This window comes from Spirosoma aerolatum (assembly GCF_002056795.1).
Lineage (GTDB): Bacteria > Bacteroidota > Bacteroidia > Cytophagales > Spirosomataceae > Spirosoma > Spirosoma aerolatum.
On record NZ_CP020104.1, the window covers coordinates 273,942 to 292,662 of the forward strand.

At 46.2% G+C, this 18,721-nt stretch carries 18 protein-coding genes; 4 read left to right on the forward strand and 14 right to left on the reverse strand.

Annotation, left to right across the window (positions count from 1 at the left end):
* Window positions 1–16 precede the first annotated feature (16 nt).
* From B5M13_RS01090 to rpmG, 9 genes are all read right to left on the reverse strand, one after another.
* Window positions 17–604 (reverse strand): 5-formyltetrahydrofolate cyclo-ligase, encoded by a 588-nt coding sequence (locus B5M13_RS01090; RefSeq protein WP_080053907.1) that lies wholly within the window; start codon window positions 602–604, stop codon window positions 17–19.
* A 4-nt stretch (window positions 605–608) separates the two neighbouring features.
* The gene (gene bshC / locus B5M13_RS01095) at window positions 609–2,156 is read right to left on the reverse strand and encodes a bacillithiol biosynthesis cysteine-adding enzyme BshC (RefSeq protein WP_080053908.1); all 1,548 of its coding nucleotides are present in this window, start codon (window positions 2,154–2,156) and stop codon (window positions 609–611) included.
* A gap of 166 nt (window positions 2,157–2,322) precedes the next feature.
* Entirely contained in the window at window positions 2,323–3,630 is a 1,308-nt protein-coding gene (rimO, locus tag B5M13_RS01100; protein WP_080053909.1) for a 30S ribosomal protein S12 methylthiotransferase RimO, read from the reverse strand.
* 157 nt (window positions 3,631–3,787) lie between these two features.
* Window positions 3,788–4,951: a serine hydrolase domain-containing protein gene (locus tag B5M13_RS01105; protein ID WP_080053910.1), complete on the reverse strand. Its 1,164-nt coding sequence runs from the start codon at window positions 4,949–4,951 to the stop codon at window positions 3,788–3,790.
* Between the two features lie 82 nt (window positions 4,952–5,033).
* On the reverse strand, window positions 5,034–5,525 hold the full coding sequence (locus tag B5M13_RS01110; protein ID WP_245859660.1) for a hypothetical protein: 492 nt from the start codon (window positions 5,523–5,525) through the stop codon (window positions 5,034–5,036).
* Complete coding sequence (locus tag B5M13_RS01115) at window positions 5,522–5,728, reverse strand: prevent-host-death family protein (RefSeq protein ID WP_080053911.1); 207 nt, start codon at window positions 5,726–5,728, stop codon at window positions 5,522–5,524. Before B5M13_RS01115 ends, B5M13_RS01110 begins: the two co-directional genes overlap by 4 nt.
* A complete protein-coding gene (gene ftsY, locus B5M13_RS01120; RefSeq protein WP_080053912.1) occupies window positions 5,725–6,681 on the reverse strand; it encodes a signal recognition particle-docking protein FtsY in 957 nt (318 codons plus the stop codon). The genes B5M13_RS01115 and ftsY overlap by 4 nt, the downstream gene beginning before the upstream one ends.
* Before the next feature lie 214 nt (window positions 6,682–6,895).
* Window positions 6,896–7,051, reverse strand: a complete 156-nt coding sequence (locus tag B5M13_RS01125; protein WP_080053913.1) for a DUF4295 domain-containing protein — start codon at window positions 7,049–7,051, stop codon at window positions 6,896–6,898.
* A gap of 102 nt (window positions 7,052–7,153) precedes the next feature.
* The gene (gene rpmG / locus B5M13_RS01130) at window positions 7,154–7,339 is read right to left on the reverse strand and encodes a 50S ribosomal protein L33 (protein ID WP_012929817.1); all 186 of its coding nucleotides are present in this window, start codon (window positions 7,337–7,339) and stop codon (window positions 7,154–7,156) included.
* Between the two features lie 247 nt (window positions 7,340–7,586).
* On the opposite strand from rpmG, the gene B5M13_RS01135 reads away from it, so the two are divergent.
* On the forward strand, window positions 7,587–8,807 hold the full coding sequence (locus tag B5M13_RS01135) for an NADH-quinone oxidoreductase subunit D (protein WP_080053914.1): 1,221 nt from the start codon (window positions 7,587–7,589) through the stop codon (window positions 8,805–8,807).
* A gap of 95 nt (window positions 8,808–8,902) precedes the next feature.
* Here the strand turns inward: B5M13_RS01135 and hpt are convergent, their stop codons facing one another.
* Window positions 8,903–9,427 carry a hypoxanthine phosphoribosyltransferase gene (hpt, locus tag B5M13_RS01140; protein ID WP_080059749.1) on the reverse strand — a complete coding sequence of 175 codons (525 nt, stop codon included), beginning with the start codon at window positions 9,425–9,427 and terminating at the stop codon, window positions 8,903–8,905.
* Window positions 9,428–9,659: 232 nt separating this feature from the next.
* On the opposite strand from hpt, the gene B5M13_RS01145 reads away from it, so the two are divergent.
* Window positions 9,660–10,874, forward strand: a complete 1,215-nt coding sequence (locus B5M13_RS01145; protein ID WP_080053915.1) for a tetratricopeptide repeat protein — start codon at window positions 9,660–9,662, stop codon at window positions 10,872–10,874.
* Between the two features lie 71 nt (window positions 10,875–10,945).
* Here B5M13_RS01145 and B5M13_RS01150 read toward each other — a convergent pair whose 3' ends face one another.
* Window positions 10,946–11,416, reverse strand: coding sequence for an Lrp/AsnC family transcriptional regulator (locus B5M13_RS01150; protein WP_080053916.1), 471 nt, complete (start codon window positions 11,414–11,416; stop codon window positions 10,946–10,948).
* Between the two features lie 346 nt (window positions 11,417–11,762).
* On the opposite strand from B5M13_RS01150, the gene B5M13_RS01155 reads away from it, so the two are divergent.
* On the forward strand, window positions 11,763–13,457 hold the full coding sequence (locus B5M13_RS01155; protein WP_080053917.1) for a glycoside hydrolase family 10 protein: 1,695 nt from the start codon (window positions 11,763–11,765) through the stop codon (window positions 13,455–13,457).
* Between the two features lie 22 nt (window positions 13,458–13,479).
* Here the strand turns inward: B5M13_RS01155 and B5M13_RS01160 are convergent, their stop codons facing one another.
* Window positions 13,480–14,709: a 4-hydroxy-3-methylbut-2-enyl diphosphate reductase gene (locus tag B5M13_RS01160; RefSeq protein ID WP_080053918.1), complete on the reverse strand. Its 1,230-nt coding sequence runs from the start codon at window positions 14,707–14,709 to the stop codon at window positions 13,480–13,482.
* 204 nt (window positions 14,710–14,913) lie between these two features.
* Between B5M13_RS01160 and B5M13_RS01165 the strand changes: the two genes are divergently transcribed.
* Window positions 14,914–16,185: a hypothetical protein gene (locus tag B5M13_RS01165; RefSeq protein WP_080053919.1), complete on the forward strand. Its 1,272-nt coding sequence runs from the start codon at window positions 14,914–14,916 to the stop codon at window positions 16,183–16,185.
* An 11-nt stretch (window positions 16,186–16,196) separates the two neighbouring features.
* Here the strand turns inward: B5M13_RS01165 and B5M13_RS01170 are convergent, their stop codons facing one another.
* Both B5M13_RS01170 and B5M13_RS01175 read right to left on the reverse strand, forming a co-directional pair.
* A complete protein-coding gene (locus tag B5M13_RS01170; RefSeq protein ID WP_080053920.1) occupies window positions 16,197–17,720 on the reverse strand; it encodes a GH3 auxin-responsive promoter family protein in 1,524 nt (507 codons plus the stop codon).
* A 70-nt stretch (window positions 17,721–17,790) separates the two neighbouring features.
* Window positions 17,791–18,684 carry a glycerophosphodiester phosphodiesterase family protein gene (locus B5M13_RS01175; RefSeq protein WP_080053921.1) on the reverse strand — a complete coding sequence of 298 codons (894 nt, stop codon included), beginning with the start codon at window positions 18,682–18,684 and terminating at the stop codon, window positions 17,791–17,793.
* Between the last annotated feature and the right edge of the window lie 37 nt (window positions 18,685–18,721).

An 18,721-nucleotide genomic window follows, 5' to 3' on the forward strand; every position in this document is an offset into this window, starting at 1 on the left:
ACGCACAGGAGAATTATTACGAAAAAAAACAGATACCCGACGGGGTGATGCAAGCGTTCAGTGGAACGTCGGTTCGTTCTACATCATCAATCTGTTCCAGGCTTTCGAACAAGGACAGGCCAACTTTCTGACAATCGGGTCGACAGTTGGCCAGAAAACGATCATAAAATCCTTTTCCGTAGCCTATTCGGTTGCCATTCCGATCAAAGGCCAGTAATGGCACCAACACCAGGTCGAATCGGTTGCTCTCGATGGCTGACTGATCGGAACCAATGGGTTCTGGAATCCCCCAGCGATTTTGCTGCAACGGTGTCGTTGGCCATAAGGGATAATGCCGAAGTTGATGAGTGGCTACGTCTGTCACAGAAGCAGCCAATTCAATAGCTGGATACAACGCCCAAATCCGTTGAAGAATCAGCCAGGTATCCACTTCATTCTGGCGCTGAATTGGAAGAAAGCAATGAATGGAGGAAGGTGTTTCTTCGAGTTGCGATAGAAAGTCGAGAAATAGCCGGGCTATGGCCTGACTCCGATGATTAACTTCATCCGCAGTCAGGCTCTTTCGTTCGGCCAGATACTGGCGACGTAGCTCGGCTTTGGTCATTCGGCTATTCCATACAAAGCTGCATCCGATAATCGAATGGATCGAAAACGGAGAGCATTTTCCGTAAAAACGATTTGTCGTTCAGGTAGAATGTCAGGAAGTTTTCACTCCTTTCCTGTAGCCCATCATTAGGAAATAATTCTGCTTTGACAGCCAATAGCTGCCGAACGCCCGTTTCCTGATTTCGTTCTTCGGCCCGTCGCATTTTCTTTTCCAGCCGGGCAATGGCGTTGGCGAACCGCTTGGTTTCGGCCAGAACGGCTTTTTCAAGCGTAGGATCAACCATCTGTGCTTTGTGCAGAATAGCATCCAGCGCTTTATTGACGACTTTGTTTTCGTTGTCGAACTTAAGGGTATGCCGGGCGTGGTGTTCGATATACTCGTGCTTGAGTTTCAGCGTGTCCTGAAATAATTCTTCAGGAGTCAGGCCCAGTTTACAAATGCGTTTGTTTGCCACGGATGGAACATACAGCGCAAAATTCCGGGGCATCAGAATCGGGAAAGTCGTCTGGAAGTGATCGAAAACTCCTTTAAGCTGCAACCAGTAAGGTACTTCGGACGGGCCGCCGATATAAGCCAGGTTAGGTAGAATGGTTTCCTGATACAGTGGTCGCAACACCACATTTGGACTGAACTGCTCCGGGTGCTCGTCCAATAGGCTAAGAAGTTCGGTTTCCGAAAAACTTAGTTTGGTATGGACAACCCGATAGCTGCCATCTTCTTTGCGCTCGATGCGTTCGCGAAGTTGATCGTCCAGATAGAACAGATTAATGTCGCGGGGGGCAATAACCGTTTTATAGCCTAATTCTTCCAGTTGCTCAGTGCGTTGCTGTACCAGTTCGCCGGAGTGCTGATGCAGCAGTTCGTCCCGCATGATAGGAGCAAAAATGCGTTTGAGTGCAGCGTCGTCGGCATCCAAGCAAATTAACCCTTCGGCCCCAAACAGTTCGTTGACATAATAGCGAGCAGCATTGGCAAGCGTATCGTGCTTCAGATAGGCTTCTTCAAACAGCGCTAGTTTTTCGGGGATTTGTTTGAAAAGGGTCGCTAATTCCTGGGGATTCATCCGCCCAACGGCACCACGCTGTTCGGTTTGCCAGGTATAACTTCGCCCAAACATCGAAAAATGGTTGATTTCGGCAAAGTCGTGGTCTTCGGTAGCCATCCAGTACACCGGCACGAAGTTGTAATCAGGATAGGTCTCCTTAAGCTTTCGGGCCAGATTAATGGTCGTGATTAGCTTATAGATAATGTACAGTGGACCCGTAAAAATGTTTAGCTGGTGGCCAGTCGTTACTGTGTAGGTATTCGGCTGAAGCAGTACCGAAAAGTCAGGCTTGTGAGCAAGTGAGCTGTACTGCCGTTCCAGTGCATCGACCAGAACCCGTCGTTTTTCTTCATCGAACGATTTCTCGTTAAGCTGATCGCTAAAGGCATCCAGTTCCGGAAAGCGATTATAAAAAGGGGCTAGAGTAGCAGTTTTAGTAATGTAATCGAGAAATAGTGACGAAAACTGGCCGGTAGAGCTAAGCGGCAGGTACTGACAGTCCATTCGGAGCAGGGTTGGGATTTTATCGGCTCAACAACAGAAGGCCCCGCAAGGTTCGACTGAATGCTTGTGGCATTCCGACAAAAGAGGAATCGCAGATTTGATTACTGCGAAAGTTCGAGATTCCTCCTTTGTCGGAATGACAAAAACGGAGCCATTTTGTAGTATCTTATATTACCGTACCGTATAAATCAAAATCTTCGGCCCGGTCGATACGGACGCTGGCAAAGTCGCCGATACGGACATATTGGCTCGCCGGAACTAATACTTCGTTATCCACCTCTGGGGAGTCGGCTTCGGTACGGCCAATGAAATAGCCACCCTCTTTCCGGTCGAATAATACTTTATATGTTTTTCCTACTTTTTGCTGGTTCAACTCCTGCGAAATGCCCTGCTGAAGTTCCATCAGCTCGTCGGCACGCTCTTGCTTTATCTCGGCCGGAACATCGTCGGGCATAGAGTAGGAATGCGTATTTTCTTCATGTGAATAGGTAAACACGCCCATTCGGTCGAAGCGCATCCGTTCTACGAAATCATAGGTCTCGGCAAACATAGCCTCCGTTTCGCCCGGATGCCCCACAATCAGCGTAGTCCGAAGGGTAATGTCGGGAACTTTGGCCCGGATGGTTTCAATCAGAGCTTCGGTTTTTTCACGGGTAATACCCCGACGCATCAATTTCAGCAACTCGGTTGAGCCGGTTTGCAATGGCATATCGAGGTAATTGCAGACGTTCGGCCGGTCACGCATCACATCAAGCACTTCGAGTGGAAAACCCGATGGATAGGCATATTGCAGTCGTAACCAGTCTATGCCTTCTACATCTGCCAGTCGGTTGATCAGGTCAGCCAGATTGCGCTTTTTGTATAGGTCCAGCCCATAATAGGTTAAGTCCTGAGCAATCAGAACCAGTTCTTTTGTGCCCCGTCGAGCCAATGAACGGGCTTCGGTCACCAGTTCATCTATCGAGCGGGATACGTGTCCGCCACGCATGAGCGGGATAGCGCAGAACGAGCAGGGGCGGTCGCAGCCTTCGGCAATTTTCAGATAGGCAAAATGAGCTGGTGTGGTCAGCAGTCGTTCACCAACGAGTTCATGTTTATAATCGGCGCGGAGGGTTTTCAGCAACCGGGGCATCTCGTTGGTACCAAACCAGGCATCGACATCGGGAATTTCGACTTCAAGCTCGTCTTTATATCGATGCGACAGGCAGCCCGTTACATACACTTTATCGACCATGCCTGCATCTTTCGCATCGACGTAGCGAAGAATAGTATTAACAGATTCTTCTTTTGCATTATCGATAAACCCACAGGTGTTGATGACGACGATGTTGGCGTCGTCTTTTTTCGATTCGTGGGTTACGTCCATGCCGTTGCCCTTCAGTTGCGTAAACAGCACTTCCGAATCCACAAGATTCTTCGAGCAACCCAGCGTGACGATATTGATTTTATTGGTACGTGATCCTTTGGTTTTCATTTGTAACGCGGAAATCAATAAAGATTTTGCAACAATAGAGTAGTTTGAAATACATCTAATCAACCCTAGTGAAAAATTTAGTAGATATTTAACTCGTTTCTTTATCGTTGCTAAATTCTTTTTAAGAATCCTTTTGGTTGGTAAATTGACAATTCTATTAAAAACCAGAAAAATAATGACTTATTTTTCTGTATGGGAATCCGCCATATCCAGCTTCTGCCAACTGAACAATAATCGTATTTGTTTTAGGGTTTATATAAAGCCGTTGCCCTCTTAGACCATCGGCATAATAATCGCCTTCTTTAGCGCTATCTTGTGGGATCCACCAGTAGTTTTGATGAGTAGCTTTTTGCCAACCTTTAGCTGTATTGTTTTTATTTGACGGTGAAACAAGTAGGCTTTCATTTATCCACTTCTCAGGCACTATTGAAACGGTATCTCTTTTTCCTTTCATTAGATAGAGCCTTCCGACTTTTGCCAAATCAATTGCTGTACATTGAAAACTACTAGGTGAATTTTCTAAGCCTCCAATCTTGTCAACACCCCAACTACATGGGTATTGCGCGCCAATTTTTTCCCAGATTTCTTCTCCAAAATAGTCGGAGACATATTTTTTTGAAGCCCTTTCAATTACCCAAGTTAGAAGCAGCACATCAACATTGCTGTAATGCCATTTCGTGCCATTAACAGTATCTGGTATAACGTTTGCTAAATCCCGTTTCAAATCATCAGAATAATAAAATTTTGCTTCATCACTGAATAAGTCAGATAATATCCCGTCTCCAGTTCGTTTGAACCGAAAGCCAGATTTCATTTCTAATAAGTTTTTAATGGATATGTTTTTAAAATTTTCTTTTTCTTTTAGCTCTGGTATGAAATCCGTAATTTTTTGATTTATAGTTTTTATATACCCATCTTCCAGTGCTTTCCCTAATAAAATTGATATTATTGTTTTACCTACCGAAAAGGTATTACTAATAGTAGATTCTTGAAACCCTCCCTTATATTTTTGATAAACTATTGAGTCATCCCGAATCACGATAAAGGCTAGTAGTTTTCCTTTGTCAAAATACTCTGAAAAAGGTATAGAACCTTGATCTTTATAATCAACTTTTAGTGTATCAAGATTCTTTAGGTTTTTCGGACTTTGGGGAAAATGAATAGGTTGCTTACTTGCTGCTGTTTTTCTAATGGGAAAGTCTTTGAAAGTTTGTGTAGTAGGTTTTTTATATATTAATATTTTGAATAGTTGATTGTTGCAAAGATAGGCAGTTAGTATTGTTAATATCAGTGCTATTGAAATAAGTTTAATGTATTTCATGGGTCTAAGTATAAAGAAAAGGGAATTGGCCTTTACTTATTTCGCTTCACTACATGTTGGCTACTATCCTGCCCATGTTACATTAAAACACAGCTTGATGTGTAATATCAACCTTCACATCCGTACGTTTCTGCTTCCGAACATTAACCGGAAAAATATTATTGTGAGCATCGGACAGATTGGCGTAGAGCCCCTTAGGCTCACGTATCACTACCGAATAGTGACCGACAGGCAGGCTAACACAAAACTTGCCTAACTTATCTGATCGAACCGTTTTTACTGGTTTTATATTCCCCACGGAATCAATAAACCCATTATCGCCCATTTTAACCTGATTCATATTGATCAAGGGAAAAATAAGGACTTCGCGTTCAACAGGTGTTCCCGGAGAAGTAGACTTGCCTGGGCCTGGCATCTGATTGCCTTTTTTAATCAGAACGATTCCACAGATTCCCTGAAAGGCGGAATGTTTCGACCATTTTTTCTGGGCGACAGTTGGATTTGCAGCCAGTAATGTTAAACCTATAAAAAGAATCAGCGCTGAGTTTGTCAAGAAAGAATAAAGAGATGTCATAAGCGCAGTTCTTTTTTAACAGTGTCCAGCGAATGCCAGATAGTTGTTTCATTCTTTACATTTAGAGCATGGACATAATGTACAAAGTCTTCAAGGCTATCAAAAGAAGCCAGGCTTTGCCGAATTGTCTCATATTCCTCATAAGGAAGAACTGCAAAAGCAGGTTTGCCACCTGATTGAATTATTAGAGCGTTCAGAGTCATTTCTTGAAAAACGAATCGACAAACTCCATCTTGTTGAAGGTTTGCAGGTCCTCTATCTTTTCGCCAACGCCAATGTATTTGACCGGAATTTTGAATTGATCGGAGATGCCAATAACTACGCCACCTTTCGCGGTTCCATCCAGCTTTGTAATAGCGAGTGCCGTAACTTCAGTGGCTTTTGTAAACTCGGTAGCCTGGATAAATGCATTCTGACCGGTTGAACCGTCGAGAACCAGCAGTACCTCATGCGGGGCATCGGGCGTAACTTTCTGCATAACCCGTTTAATTTTGGTCAGTTCGTTCATCAGGTTGACTTTGGTGTGCAACCGACCAGCCGTGTCGATAATGACGACATCAGCGTTCATATCCGTTGCTTTTTTCACGGCATCGTAGGCTACTGCCGATGGGTCGGTGTTCATACCATGCGAAATAACTGGCACACCTACCCGGTCGCCCCAGAGTTTGAGCTGGTCGACAGCAGCTGCCCGGAACGTGTCGCCAGCGCCTAGTACAACCTGTTTGCCTCGTTTATGAAATTGGGCGGCCAGTTTGCCAATGGTTGTCGTTTTACCAACACCATTGACGCCCACCACCATAATAACATACGGTTTTTTGTTGGCAGGTAATTCAAAGTCATCCGAAACCTCGCCTGTGCTATTGTCAGAAAGCAGGGATGCAATTTCTTCGCGAAGTATTCGGTCGAGTTCGTCGGTACCCAGGTATTTGTCACGAGCGACCCGCTCTTCAATCCGGCGGATGATTTTCACAGTGGTTTCAACCCCTACATCCGATGAGATCAAAACACTTTCCAATTCGTCCAGTACTTCTTCGTCAACGGTTGATTTCCCGACAACAGCCCGCCCTAGTTTCGAGAAGAAGCTGTCTTTCGTTTTCTCTAAGCCTTTGTCGAGGGTTTCTTTCTTTTCTTTCGAGAATAAGCCGAATAGAGCCATAAAAAATAATCGTTAGTCGATGCCGGGTCGCCGGTGCGGTCGTCACATTTAGTCGGTAATAATAGGTACAAAAGTAACGTAAAGGTTAGCGACTACTAACTGACGACTCTTTTCAACAAAACTCTAACAAAAAAAGTCCCACAGAGCCTGGTAGAGGCTGTGGGACGAGCATCTTTTCTGGAAACGTTCCGCCGTATCGGTTGAAGGTATCAAACTAGCTTTTCAGCGCAGCCTGTACATCATCGATAGGGACCATTTCTTCTTTGAAGGTGTAAGCGCCGGTTTTTGGCGATTTGACGGCTTTGATGATTTTGGCAAATGCCTTACCGTTATCCTTCGTCTTCAGGGTTGCAACTACCTTTTTTGCCATGTCTTTTTATGGTTTACGGTTTACCATTTTGGGATTACTATGGCTGACATATGATAAGAAGCATACGTCAGCTATAATAATCTGAAACTGTAAACGTCAAACTTATTTAATTTCTTTATGCAGCGTTACTTTTTTCAGGAACGGATTGTATTTCTTCCGCTCAATACGAGCCGGCGTATTTTTCCGGTTTTTCGTGGTGATGTACCGGGACATGCCGGGTACACCGCTGTCTTTCTGCTCGGTGCATTCCAGAATAACCTGGATTCTATTGGCGCCTTTCTTTGCCATTGCTAACGTTCGTTTTCTCGATAAGGAGCGCAAAGGTACGGAATTACTTTTACTTTGCCAATAGGTTTTTCAGAAAAACAGATGATTTGTAATGAATTAAGTCGGAATTTTTGTTCCGGTTTGACTTTCGGTCGTTGGCTGGCGACCTTTGAGGAAATACGGGCCTCCTAAATGTAGAATCGGGCAATGGCAGATTTAGTTAGGAAGCTGTTCTTACATGCTTCGCCTTGGGTGTTTTGAGCCAGACATGATAACAACAACAATTCAATACGAGTATGCACCGGGCCATTTTCGGGCTTCTGAGCCAAATGTATATCGGTCAGATATGCTCGGCGAAGGTGAGATGGTGCTTAATATGGGACCGCAGCACCCATCAACGCATGGCGTTTTGCGGCTCGAAGTAGTAACCGATGGCGAAATCATCAGGGATGTTGTACCGCATCTGGGTTATCTGCACCGTTGTTTTGAGAAACATGCCCAATCGTTGCCCTTTAATCAGGCTATCCCGTTCGTTGACCGACTCGATTATCTGGCCGCTATGAACTGCGAACATGCTTTTGTAATGGGTGTTGAGCGGATGCTGGGTATTCAGAATGATATTCCGAAGCGTACAGAATACATACGGGTGCTGGTGGCGGAACTGAATCGGATTGCCGCTCATATGGTTGGTATTGGGACTTATGCGCTGGATATTGGGGCCTATACGCCTTTTCTCTGGCTCATGCGCGATCGGGAGCATATTCTGCGGATGCTGGAGTGGGTAAGCGGGGCGCGTATGCTCTACAACTACATTTGGGTAGGCGGCTTATTTTACGATTTGCCCGTCGGATTTGAGGAGCGTTGCCGGGAATTTGTGACCTACCTGAAACCGAAACTGCTAGAACTGCAACAACTGGTTATCGAAAATGAAATTTTTATAAAGCGGACAGCTAACGTAGGTGTTTTGCCCTTGCCAGTCGCTATTAATTACGGCTGTACAGGGCCTATGCTACGTGGCTCAGGCCTTCGCTATGATCTACGTCGGGTCGATGGTTATTCGATCTACCCCGAACTAGACTTTGCTATTCCAACTGGTGAAGGCAAAATGGGAACGGTGGGCGACTGCTGGGACCGCAACTACGTTCGCGTACAGGAGTGCTATGAATCCATCCGAATCATTGAGCAATGCCTTGATAAACTAACCTCCGATCTCCGGCGCACTCGTGATTATGACCCACAGGCAGTGGTTCCGAAGAAGATCCGCCCCAAAGCGATGGACTTTTACGTTCGAGGTGAGAGTGCCAAAGGGGAACTGGGATTTTTCTTCCGAACGGACGGTAAATCAGACATACCCGTTCGCTGTAAGGCCAGGTCGTGTTGTTACCACAACCTCTCTGTTATCAGCGAAATCAGTCGGGGAGCCATGCTGGCCGATTTAGTCGCTATTATTGGGTCGATTGATGTGGTGATGGGCGAAGTGGATAGATAAGAATTTAGGAGTGAGAATGCTGGCGAAAGCCAAAGAGAGTATCCGTCCGCTATTCTTACCGTACCGGCGGCCCGGTCCTAACTCCTCGCTCCTTATTACTCTATTACTAAAATATCTGCGCTATTTCGGCCCAGGCCGTCGTAATCGAGGCCGTAGCCCAATACAAAGCGATTCTCGATTTCGAAACCTACATAGTCCAGCTTCATTGGCTTCAGTAATGCTTCTGGTTTAAAGAGGAGTGTAGCAATGGCGAGTGACGAAGGTTGCAAAGCGCGGAGTTGCTCACAAATATCATTGAGGGTCCGGCCAGTATCGACAATATCTTCAATGACAATAAGGTCTCTGTTGGCAATAGGCTCGGTAAGGCCCAGAATTTCTTTTAGTTGCCCGGTCGATGACGTGCCTTTGTAAGACGATACTCGCAGAAACGTTATTTCGCAAGGTATTGTCAGGTTTTTCATCAGATCAGCAGCGAACAGAAAGGCACCGTTCAGAATGACCACCAGAAGGGGCTTTTTGTCGGCATAATCCTGATTGATCTGGCTGGCTAATTCCTGAATCCGGCTCTGAATCGATTCGGCAGTGATAAACGGGACAAACGTTTTATCGTTAACGGTCATTGCATTGGCGTCTGTAAGGGCCGCAAAGATACGGTCATACGCTGGTAGCAGACAAAAAATGCAGGTAAAAATAACAGTTTGCAAACGGACTCATCCTGGATTACGTTCATATAGGGAGAATAGATGCGCAGGCTTTTTCGATGCTATGAACGTTTTTAGGATTTCTTACAACAGAATAATCCGGTAGGATCGTTAAGGACTGGTAATCAATACCAAACAATAAAGAAGGCTAATGAAAAAACTCCTGTTGACGGTATGGCTGACGAGCGTGGCGCTTCTGGTTCAGGCTCAGCTTTACGATCCGTCGGCTTTTGATAAAAAATATGATGGCCTGTTGAAGCATCCTGGCGTGCAGATTGAGTCGGCAGAGGCTATCAATCAGATGTACAACTACAAGTTCTACGAGGCTGATAAAGAATTTAAGTGGTTGCGTATCCGCTATCCGAACCACCCCATGCCAACTTTCCTGATGGGGCTGGCCGAATGGTGGAAAATTGTGCCAAATACGGATGTAACAGACTACGACGATCGCTGCCTGATGTATATGGATTCGACCATTACGCTGGCTGAGAAGTTGTACGATGAGAGTGACAATAAGCTCGAACCCGCGTTTTTTCTGGCTGCATCCTACGCCTTTAAAAGTCGCCTTTATTCCGAGCGGAAGAAATGGGCAAAGGCGACTTTTGCGGGGAAGAATGCGCTGAAATACTTCGAAAAATGTAAGGGAAATGCCGATTTTAGCCCTGAACTCCTATTTGGCGATGGGATGTATAACTATTATGCCCAGTGGATTCCTGAAAACTATCCGTTATTAAAACCGATTCTGATCTTCTTCCCGAAGGGTAACAAGGCTAGTGGGATCAAAGAGTTGGAGAAAACGGCCAATACCGCTTTTTATACGCGCGTCGAGGCTCGCTATTTTCTGGTTCAGATTTACAGCATGGAGAACCAGTACGATAAGGCATACGAGTTGTCGAAGTACATGAACGAGCAGTATCCCGACAATCCTTTTTTCGAACGCTACTACGCGCGGTCGGCTTTTGTAACGGGCCGGTTGAACGAAGCGGAACGTATTTCAAAGGATATGCTGGAGAAAATCAGCCGATCGCAGTCGGGTTACGAGGCTGTGGGTGGACGAACGGCAGCCTATATTTTAGCCTATATCAACCACCTGTTTTATAAAAATACGTCGGAGGCTAAGAAGTACTACCAGCAGGCGATTGATTTTGCAAAGCAGACAAACGCAACCAATGCGGGCTATTATTGGTCGTCAGTACTGGGGCTGGCCAAAATTGCCACGGACGAGAAAGATTACGACCTGGCCCAGACTTATTTTAAAGAAGTATTAGACAAAGCCGACCGAAAGTCAAGTCAACACAAAGAAGCGAAAAAAGCGCTGGACGACGCCAAAAAGGCCAGACGAGAAGAGCGGAGAAAACGCGGGTGAGTAGTAGGTATGATATAGGATGTATGATGTATATCGTTGATTTTCATACATCATACATCCTATATCATCCATCAAGGGATAGGGAGTACCTTGCTTTCTTTGAAAGTCGACATGATAACCATGGTTTGCGTGCTGGCTACCTCGTCAATTTCATTGATCACATCGAGCATCAGAGCCTGATACGATGAAATGTCTTTGGCGATCACTTTCAGCAGGAAGTCGCCCGATCCGGTGATGTGATGGCATTCGATGATTTCGGGAATCTGATTGACCCGTTCAACAAACGACATGGTGGTATCTTTTTTATGACCAACCAGCGTAACCATAACGAATGTGGTAACGCCAAGACCGATCTTATCCCGATTCAACTGGGCATGGTAACTCTGAATAATTCCTGAGGTTTCCAGCTTTTTAACGCGCTCAAGGGTAGGAGCGGGCGAAAGGCCAATTTCCTTCGAGAGTTGTGCGTTTGTAATTTTAGCGTTTGCTTGTAGTATTTCTAATACGTGACGATCTATCTGATCTAATTTCTGTGCCGACATAAATAGTGTAGTCTGTTGAAACTTGTTGACAAGACGGTGCAAAGCTACCTCTTTTGCAATAGAAAATTCTTAAAACATACTGAATTTTTCCAAAAAGCGAAACAAATATAGTGTATTGACTTGATAAGCGGCACAAAATTTAGTGAATCGGCCTGGTTGCCAAATGCCCTTTTTATTATGTGGTGATTTTCTGGTAAGTATTTAAAAAAGAACGCCTTTATGTATCGACTTCCGTAAAGTTTACCGTTAGTAGTAATGACAGGTCAGATGTTTATCAAAAAGGCTGTTTTATAAGTCTGAGTATAGTTGACTATGGCTATTTTTGCTGGTTAATCCACTATTCCGAATGCGTTCGCTTGCTTTATTAACCCTATTCCTCGCGATTCTTGTCTGGATAAGTTGCCGTCAGGCAAAACCCGTTCCAGTGGCGACCAGAAGGCCATCTGTTCGGGTGCCCCAGCCAACGCCACGTCCACCTGCTCAGCAACCTGTACCTGCCAAAACTACGACGCCCAAGCCAACTACGGCCGTAATAACGACCCCAGTCGATACGCTCGGATATGATGAAGTAACGTTCCAAACACCTGCCCCACCCAAACGGGAGTTTCGAGCTGTATGGATCGCAACGGTCGATAATATTGACTGGCCCAGTAAAAAAGGACTGCCTGTGGCTGACCAGCAACGTGAGATCGTGGAAATGTTCGACATGTATCAGCAACTGGGACTAAATGCTGTAATTGTTCAGGTACGGTCGGCGGCTGATGCCTTTTATGCTAAAAGTTCAGAACCGTGGTCGGAGTGGTTAACGGGCCAGCAGGGCCTGGCGCCTAACCCGTTTTATGATCCCATGGAATTCATGATCGAACAGGCGCATCAGCGTGGACTTGAATTTCATGCGTGGTTTAATCTTGATCGGGCGTCATTCAGCAAATACTCCAGTATTGCCCCATCCAATATTATGCATCGGAAACCCGAATGGCTCCTGAGCTACGGCGGCAAGAAGCTGTTTAACCTGGGTATACCGGCCGTTCGAACCTACATTGCTGGCATTGTGGCCAATGTGGTGCGTGAATACGATGTTGATGGGATTCATTTTGACGATTACTTTTATCCGTATGCTGAACCTGGGCAGGTTATTCGCGATGATGCTACTTATCAGGCCAATAACAATGGTCAGACAAAAGCAGATTGGCGACGCGATAACGTCAACAAATTAATTGTTGAGCTACGGGATTCAATTCGGGAGAATAAGCCCTGGATAAAATTTGGCGTGAGTCCATTCGGTATCTGGAAAAATCAGGCTAGCGATCCTGAAGGTTCAGCTACGAACGGAGGGCAGGCCTATTATGATCAGTATGCCGACACCCGTAAATGGGTGCGCGAAGGGCTGATCGACTACATCGTGCCGCAGGTCTATTTCAGTTCAGAATTTGGGCGGGTTCCTTACAAAACATTGGTTGACTGGTGGTGCCGGAATGCGGGCAAAGTTCATCTCTATATTGGCCACGGAGCCTATCGGGTTGGGCGCGGTTCAGAACGCGATCCGGGCTGGTGGCGGCCAACCGAATTTCCGAATCAGTTTCGGTACAATCGGCAGCAGAAGGCCGTTCAGGGGAGTGTTCTCTTTAGTGCCAAGAACCTGAAGCTTAATCCGCTGGCCATTCGCGATTCACTACAAACTAACTTTTATCGGCATCTGGCTCTAGTACCGCCCATGCCTTGGCTCGATAGTATTCCGCCGTTGCCCCCCCGCGATCTGAAAGCAGCTATTACGCCAGAGGGCGTCGAACTTTTTTGGGAGCAATCGCCCGAAGCCAGTGATGGCGATGGAGCCGAAGCTTACTTAGTGTATCGCTTTGAAGGACGACGACCCCGCTTACGGCTGGATGATCCTCGATACATTGTCGCTCATTGTATTGGTGAAGGCACGACCCGGTTTGTCGATAAAACCGCCGATCCGAAGAAGAAATATTTGTATGCTATTACGGCGCTGGATCGACTGCGGAATGAAAGCCGGGAAATGGTCATAAAAGTGCAGTAGCCAGAGGCTGATAAATGGCTCACTACTGCATGATAGTTTCCAGTACCTCATCAATCGATTTACTGTCTGGGAAAAAGCTAGCCAGTTTCAGTAAAATGCCTTCGACAACAGCGTCCGGGCACGAGGCTCCGCAGGTTAGCAAAACCGTAACGGGGCGATGCACTGGGATAAAGTTTTCGGTGGTTATCTCCTGCTTGGTATGATGATCGAAATGGTAAATCAGCTTGTCGGATAAGATTTTTTGCTCCGATTCAATAAAGTAGGTTGGCAGTTTGGCTTCGCACAACTCCACAATGTGGGAAGTATTGGACGAATTATAGCCACCAGCTACTACGGCAAAATCAGCCGGATTAGTCAGCAATGCATACGTAGCATCCTGATTATCATTGGTGGCGTAGCAGAGTGTGTCGCGGGTGTTGGCGAAGTGCGCGTCCACTGAGTCGTCCGTCAAGCCGTAATGCTGAATCATGACCTGCTTCAGATAATCGGCTATACTTTGCGTATCGGAGGCCAGCATGGTTGTCTGGTTGACTACGCCAATCCGTTGTAGATCGCGGGTAGGGTCGAAGCCTAGGGAATACTGCCCGGCAAATTCTTCGTAAAAGCGTTCGGCAGGTTGTTCTCCGGTAATATACTGGGCCAGACGCTGGGTTTGAGCCATGTCTTTTACCACAACCGTTGGGGCCATTTCTTTACTGTGCGAAAAGGTGGCTCGTGTTTCTTCGTGGCTGGGTTTGCCATGAACAATAACCGAATAGTTTTTCTGGCCAATTTGCCCGGCTTTGTTCCAGACCTTTTCGACAAAAGGGCAGGTGGTGTCGTATTTAACTACGTCCAGCCCAAGTGAGGACAACTGCTGCTGGGTTTCCAGAGTAGTGCCAAAAGCTGGGATAATGACCACATCGTCTGGATGCAATTCCGAGAAAGGAATAAGCTGATGCCCTTTGGTATCCATCAGAAAACGCACTCCACGGCTTTGTAAATCTCCATTTACATCGGGATTATGGATCATCTCGCTCAGCAGAAAAATGCGTTTGCCCGGATTTTCGGCAATGGCTTTATAGGCGATTTCAACGGCGTTTTCGACCCCGTAGCAAAAGCCGAAATGGCGGGCAAGTAATACCCGGATGGGGCCAAAATCGAGCAAAGTAGGGGTAAAGTCACGTTTAAGTTTATCTCGCTTCCGACGAAATTCTTTGAGAGGAGTAATGATTCGGCTGCGGTAGTATTCAGGGATGTCGAAAGATTTCATGGAGCGAAAATAGCTAAGCAACGGCAATGCGAGTGCATCCAAAAGCTCGTCACTTGTCCGTAAGCGTTGTTTAATGTAAAACAGTGGAGCCCGAAGCTTCGTTCAGGGCAAAGGTAACCAGGAATGATAGACTTAGCCGCTTACGGTCAGGAGCTTTTGTTATATTTGATTACAGTTCAACTCCGTTTGTAAACGTAATCATTTATGACAACAATGACTTTGCAAGCTACCAACCACTGGGCTTGGTGGCGTAAAGTTCTCTTTCGATTTAGCTGTATTTATCTACTGTTGTATATGTCGCCCCTAAGTTGGCTGGGTGGCATTCCGGTTCTCAGCTGGTTCAGTGATTATTATGGGGAAGCAGAGAATTGGCTAGTGAATTTAGCCAACGCTAATCTCTTTCATATTAAAGATGTTTTGGTCCCCTTGAATGGCAGTGGCGATACCTCCTACGGCTATGCACAACTATGCTTTTTTTTGCTGACAGCACTGGTTGGAGCAGTTGTCTGGACGATCTTCGATAAGCGGGCCAATTATGCAATTGCCTATTACTGGCTACTGGTTGCTGTTCGCTACTATGTGGCTATGGTGGCCTTACGCTATGGAATCATCAAGTTGTTTGGCCAGCAAATGATTTTTCCGCCACTGAGTGCACTGGCTACGCCTTTAGGCGATTTATTGCCTATGCGGTTTTCCTGGTATTTTATTGGTTATTCTACTCCTTATCAGTTTTTTTCGGGTGCTGTAGAGGCCGTGGCTGGTGTTCTGCTCATCTTTCGACGAACCAGCACATTAGGTGCTTTTGTGGCAGCCAGCGTTTTTCTCAACGTGATGATGATGAACCTGTGCTACGATATTCCGGTCAAGCTATTTTCAATTCATCTGTTCCTGTTTAGTACTTTTTTATTGCTGGGCGATGCCAAACGACTGCTCAATTTCTTCGTGTTTAACCGACCTACACAACCAGCCGTTCGCTATACCTTGCCGGGAACATGGTCGAAGCGAGGTCAGCTAGCCTTAAAAGCCGCTTTCGTACTGCTCTTTCTGGTCATACCTGTTTATGAATTCGCAGTGAGTTCAACTCAGGGGTCGAAACCAAAAACGCTGGCCACAGGCTTCTTCTCGGTCGAGCAGTTTCGAGGAAGTTCTGTTGATAGTTTGCGCTGGAAAGATGTCGTATTTGAGCCTAGTACATCAGGCAGTATTTTAACGTCAGATACCCTATTTCGGCAGCGATACCGGCGAGGGTATTTCAACTATAAGCTTGACTCGCTAACGAATACCATTACGTTCAGGAAAAATTCGTTTGATACTACAGCATTATTTACCATGCACTATACCATGCCGGATACGAATCATATTCTGTTGCGAGGGAAAATCCGGACTGATTCAGTGATTGTTGGCCTCAAACGCCAGAATCGTCATTTTCAGTTGGCAGAGCGCCAATTTCACTGGCTTTCAGAAGCTAATCGCTAATGTGGGCAGAGCTATAATTCAAGAACCTGGCCCAGAATGTCGTCCAGATACTCGCGGGAATTGGCTAGCCGGGGTACTTTATGCTGACCGCCTAATTTGCCGCGTTGTTTCATCCAGGCATAAAATGTGCCCGGTGGAACAACGTGGATACGCGGACGTTTGAGCACCATATCGTTGTAGCGCTTGGCATCGTAGTCTGAATTGATTTGTCGTAGCGTTTCGTCAAGGATTTGCTCAAACGTTTGCTGGCTATTGGGCTCATGCGTAAACTCAATGACCCACTCATGGCACCCATTGCTACCGTTACCCATGTAAACCGGACCAGCCGTATAATCGGATAGTACGGCTCCCGTCGCTTCACAGGCTTTGGTAATGGCTGTTTCAGCATTTTCGACAATTACTTCCTCACCAAAGGCATTGATAAAATGCTTTGTTCGGCCGCTTACTTTCAGTCGATGGGGACAGAGTGAGGTAAACCGAACCGTATCGCCAACCTTATAGCGCCACAAACCCCCATTAGTCGATACGATCAGCGCGTAATTTTTATCCAGTTCGACTTCCTCAATGGTCAATGCTTTTGGGAAAGGCTGGTCGGCTTCGTGAACGGGCATGAACTCGTAAAAAATGCCATAATCCAGCATCAGAAGCATTTCTCCTACACGGCTTAAGTCGTCCTGAATAGCAAAAAAGCCTTCGGAAGCGTTGTAAATTTCCTGATACCGAACCTGGGCTGAAGGGAAAACCTGCTGCTGGAACAACTCCCGATAAGGCTGGAAGTTAACAGCTCCGTGCATCATCACTTCAAAGTTGGGCCATACTTCCAGGATATTCGATTTTCCCGTTCGGGCCAGCACTTTATCGATTAGCACCATCCCCCAGGTAGGTACGCCCAGCATACTGGTTACGTTTTCGGTGGCTGTTATTTCGGCCATTCGCTCCAGTTTGGACTCCCACTCATCCATCAGCGCAATGGAGAGGGATGGTGTACGAATGTACTGTGCCCAACTGGGAAGATTCTTCATTACAACAGCCGATACGTCGCCTACCGCGCTGTTAGTGCTGTATGGGTTTGGGTGAAGACTGCCGCCTATGGATAACCCCTTTCCTTCAAAAGCCCGGCTACTCGGATTATTGGCGATATACATAGCCATCATATCCTTACCCCCCTTAAAGTGGCTTTCGTCCAGCGATTCCATCGTTACGGGAATGAATTTACTACGGGCATTGGTCGTACCGGACGATTTCGAGAACCAACGAACCGGCGAAGGCCAGAGCACTTTATTTTCACCCTTTAGCACCCGTTCGATATAGGGAAACAAATCTTCGTAGCTGGAAACCGGAACCTGCCGCTGAAAGTCCTGTATGGTTTGGATCGACTTGTAGTGATGCTTTTTACCCCATTCGGTCCGGCGACCGGCACGGATGAGTTGCCGAAATACCTGCTGCTGAACCACGCCGGGCTGTTGCATCATTGCTTCAATACGCGGAATGCGCCGTTGAAGAAGCCATTTAAGCGTGGTATTGAGTAAAGTCATGGGGCTAAAATAAGCAATACAACTTTAGTGAATAGGCTAAGGTGTCAAATATATAACTATTCTGCTTGATTTATAATCCTTTGGCCCGATCGGGATAGTCTGTGATAAGTCCATCAACCCCCCATTCTTTCAGCCGAATCATATCGGCCCGTTGATTTACCGTCCAGGGAATGACCCGAATGCCCTGATCGTGCATCCGGGCAATTTTATCCTGATTGATAAGCCGGAAATAAGGGCTATAAATATCTGGTTTAAAGCCCAGTTCCTCGATATTTTTCTCCGGGCTTCGGAGATTCTCGACTAGCGCCGATAATTTTACTTTAGGATACTTTCCGGCATCGGCCCCCCGTTTCCACTGTCGTAATATGGCAAAGTCAAAACTTTGTATAGTTACTCGATCTGGCGTAAGGCCTTGTTTGAGAACGGCCTGAACAAGTTCGCAAAAGGCGGCTGGTTCGGGCTGGCTTATGTTATATTCCGACGATTCGCTTTTGAGTTCGATGTTGTAGGCGAATGGAGCGAGATTTTTTGCTTTCCGATGCGCTTCCGCTTCATCAATAACTTCACTCAACAGGGGTTTGTAGGTTTTTAGTTTTTGCTGTTCAGGAAAGGCCGGATTTCCATTGGAGCCAACGTCGTATTGCTGAATGTCGGCATAATTGAGCTGATACAGCAGTATACTTTTCTGATTCCGCTTATTAACGGGTTTGCCATCAGGTGTGATACTAAAATCGGCGTTGAAATACGGATCATGGGAAACCACTACCTGCTTATCTTTACTAATAACCACATCCATTTCCAGCGTCGTAACTCCCAGATCCAATGCTTTCAGAAAAGCTGGTACCGTGTTTTCAGGCATTAGTCCACGGCAGCCCCGGTGCCCCTGCACATCGAAAGGGGAAGGAGCAGGGACCACCATAGCAATCAATAGAGTGACGAATAGCAAATTGGCAGGTGTATTCATAACTGCTCTTAGAACGACTATAAGGGTGGTTTGTTCA

Coding starts and splice junctions, on each gene's coding strand:
- B5M13_RS01090 (WP_080053907.1), bottom strand. CDS start 604: ATGACCAAAGCCGAGCTACGTCGCCAGTATCTGGCCGAACGAAAGAGC.
- bshC (WP_080053908.1), bottom strand. CDS start 2,156: ATGGACTGTCAGTACCTGCCGCTTAGCTCTACCGGCCAGTTTTCGTCA.
- rimO (WP_080053909.1), bottom strand. CDS start 3,630: ATGAAAACCAAAGGATCACGTACCAATAAAATCAATATCGTCACGCTG.
- B5M13_RS01105 (WP_080053910.1), bottom strand. CDS start 4,951: ATGAAATACATTAAACTTATTTCAATAGCACTGATATTAACAATACTA.
- B5M13_RS01110 (WP_245859660.1), bottom strand. CDS start 5,525: ATGACATCTCTTTATTCTTTCTTGACAAACTCAGCGCTGATTCTTTTT.
- B5M13_RS01115 (WP_080053911.1), bottom strand. CDS start 5,728: ATGACTCTGAACGCTCTAATAATTCAATCAGGTGGCAAACCTGCTTTT.
- ftsY (WP_080053912.1), bottom strand. CDS start 6,681: ATGGCTCTATTCGGCTTATTCTCGAAAGAAAAGAAAGAAACCCTCGAC.
- B5M13_RS01125 (WP_080053913.1), bottom strand. CDS start 7,051: ATGGCAAAAAAGGTAGTTGCAACCCTGAAGACGAAGGATAACGGTAAG.
- rpmG (WP_012929817.1), bottom strand. CDS start 7,339: ATGGCAAAGAAAGGCGCCAATAGAATCCAGGTTATTCTGGAATGCACC.
- B5M13_RS01135 (WP_080053914.1), top strand. CDS start 7,587: ATGATAACAACAACAATTCAATACGAGTATGCACCGGGCCATTTTCGG.
- hpt (WP_080059749.1), bottom strand. CDS start 9,427: ATGACCGTTAACGATAAAACGTTTGTCCCGTTTATCACTGCCGAATCG.
- B5M13_RS01145 (WP_080053915.1), top strand. CDS start 9,660: ATGAAAAAACTCCTGTTGACGGTATGGCTGACGAGCGTGGCGCTTCTG.
- B5M13_RS01150 (WP_080053916.1), bottom strand. CDS start 11,416: ATGTCGGCACAGAAATTAGATCAGATAGATCGTCACGTATTAGAAATA.
- B5M13_RS01155 (WP_080053917.1), top strand. CDS start 11,763: ATGCGTTCGCTTGCTTTATTAACCCTATTCCTCGCGATTCTTGTCTGG.
- B5M13_RS01160 (WP_080053918.1), bottom strand. CDS start 14,709: ATGAAATCTTTCGACATCCCTGAATACTACCGCAGCCGAATCATTACT.
- B5M13_RS01165 (WP_080053919.1), top strand. CDS start 14,914: ATGACAACAATGACTTTGCAAGCTACCAACCACTGGGCTTGGTGGCGT.
- B5M13_RS01170 (WP_080053920.1), bottom strand. CDS start 17,720: ATGACTTTACTCAATACCACGCTTAAATGGCTTCTTCAACGGCGCATT.
- B5M13_RS01175 (WP_080053921.1), bottom strand. CDS start 18,684: ATGAATACACCTGCCAATTTGCTATTCGTCACTCTATTGATTGCTATG.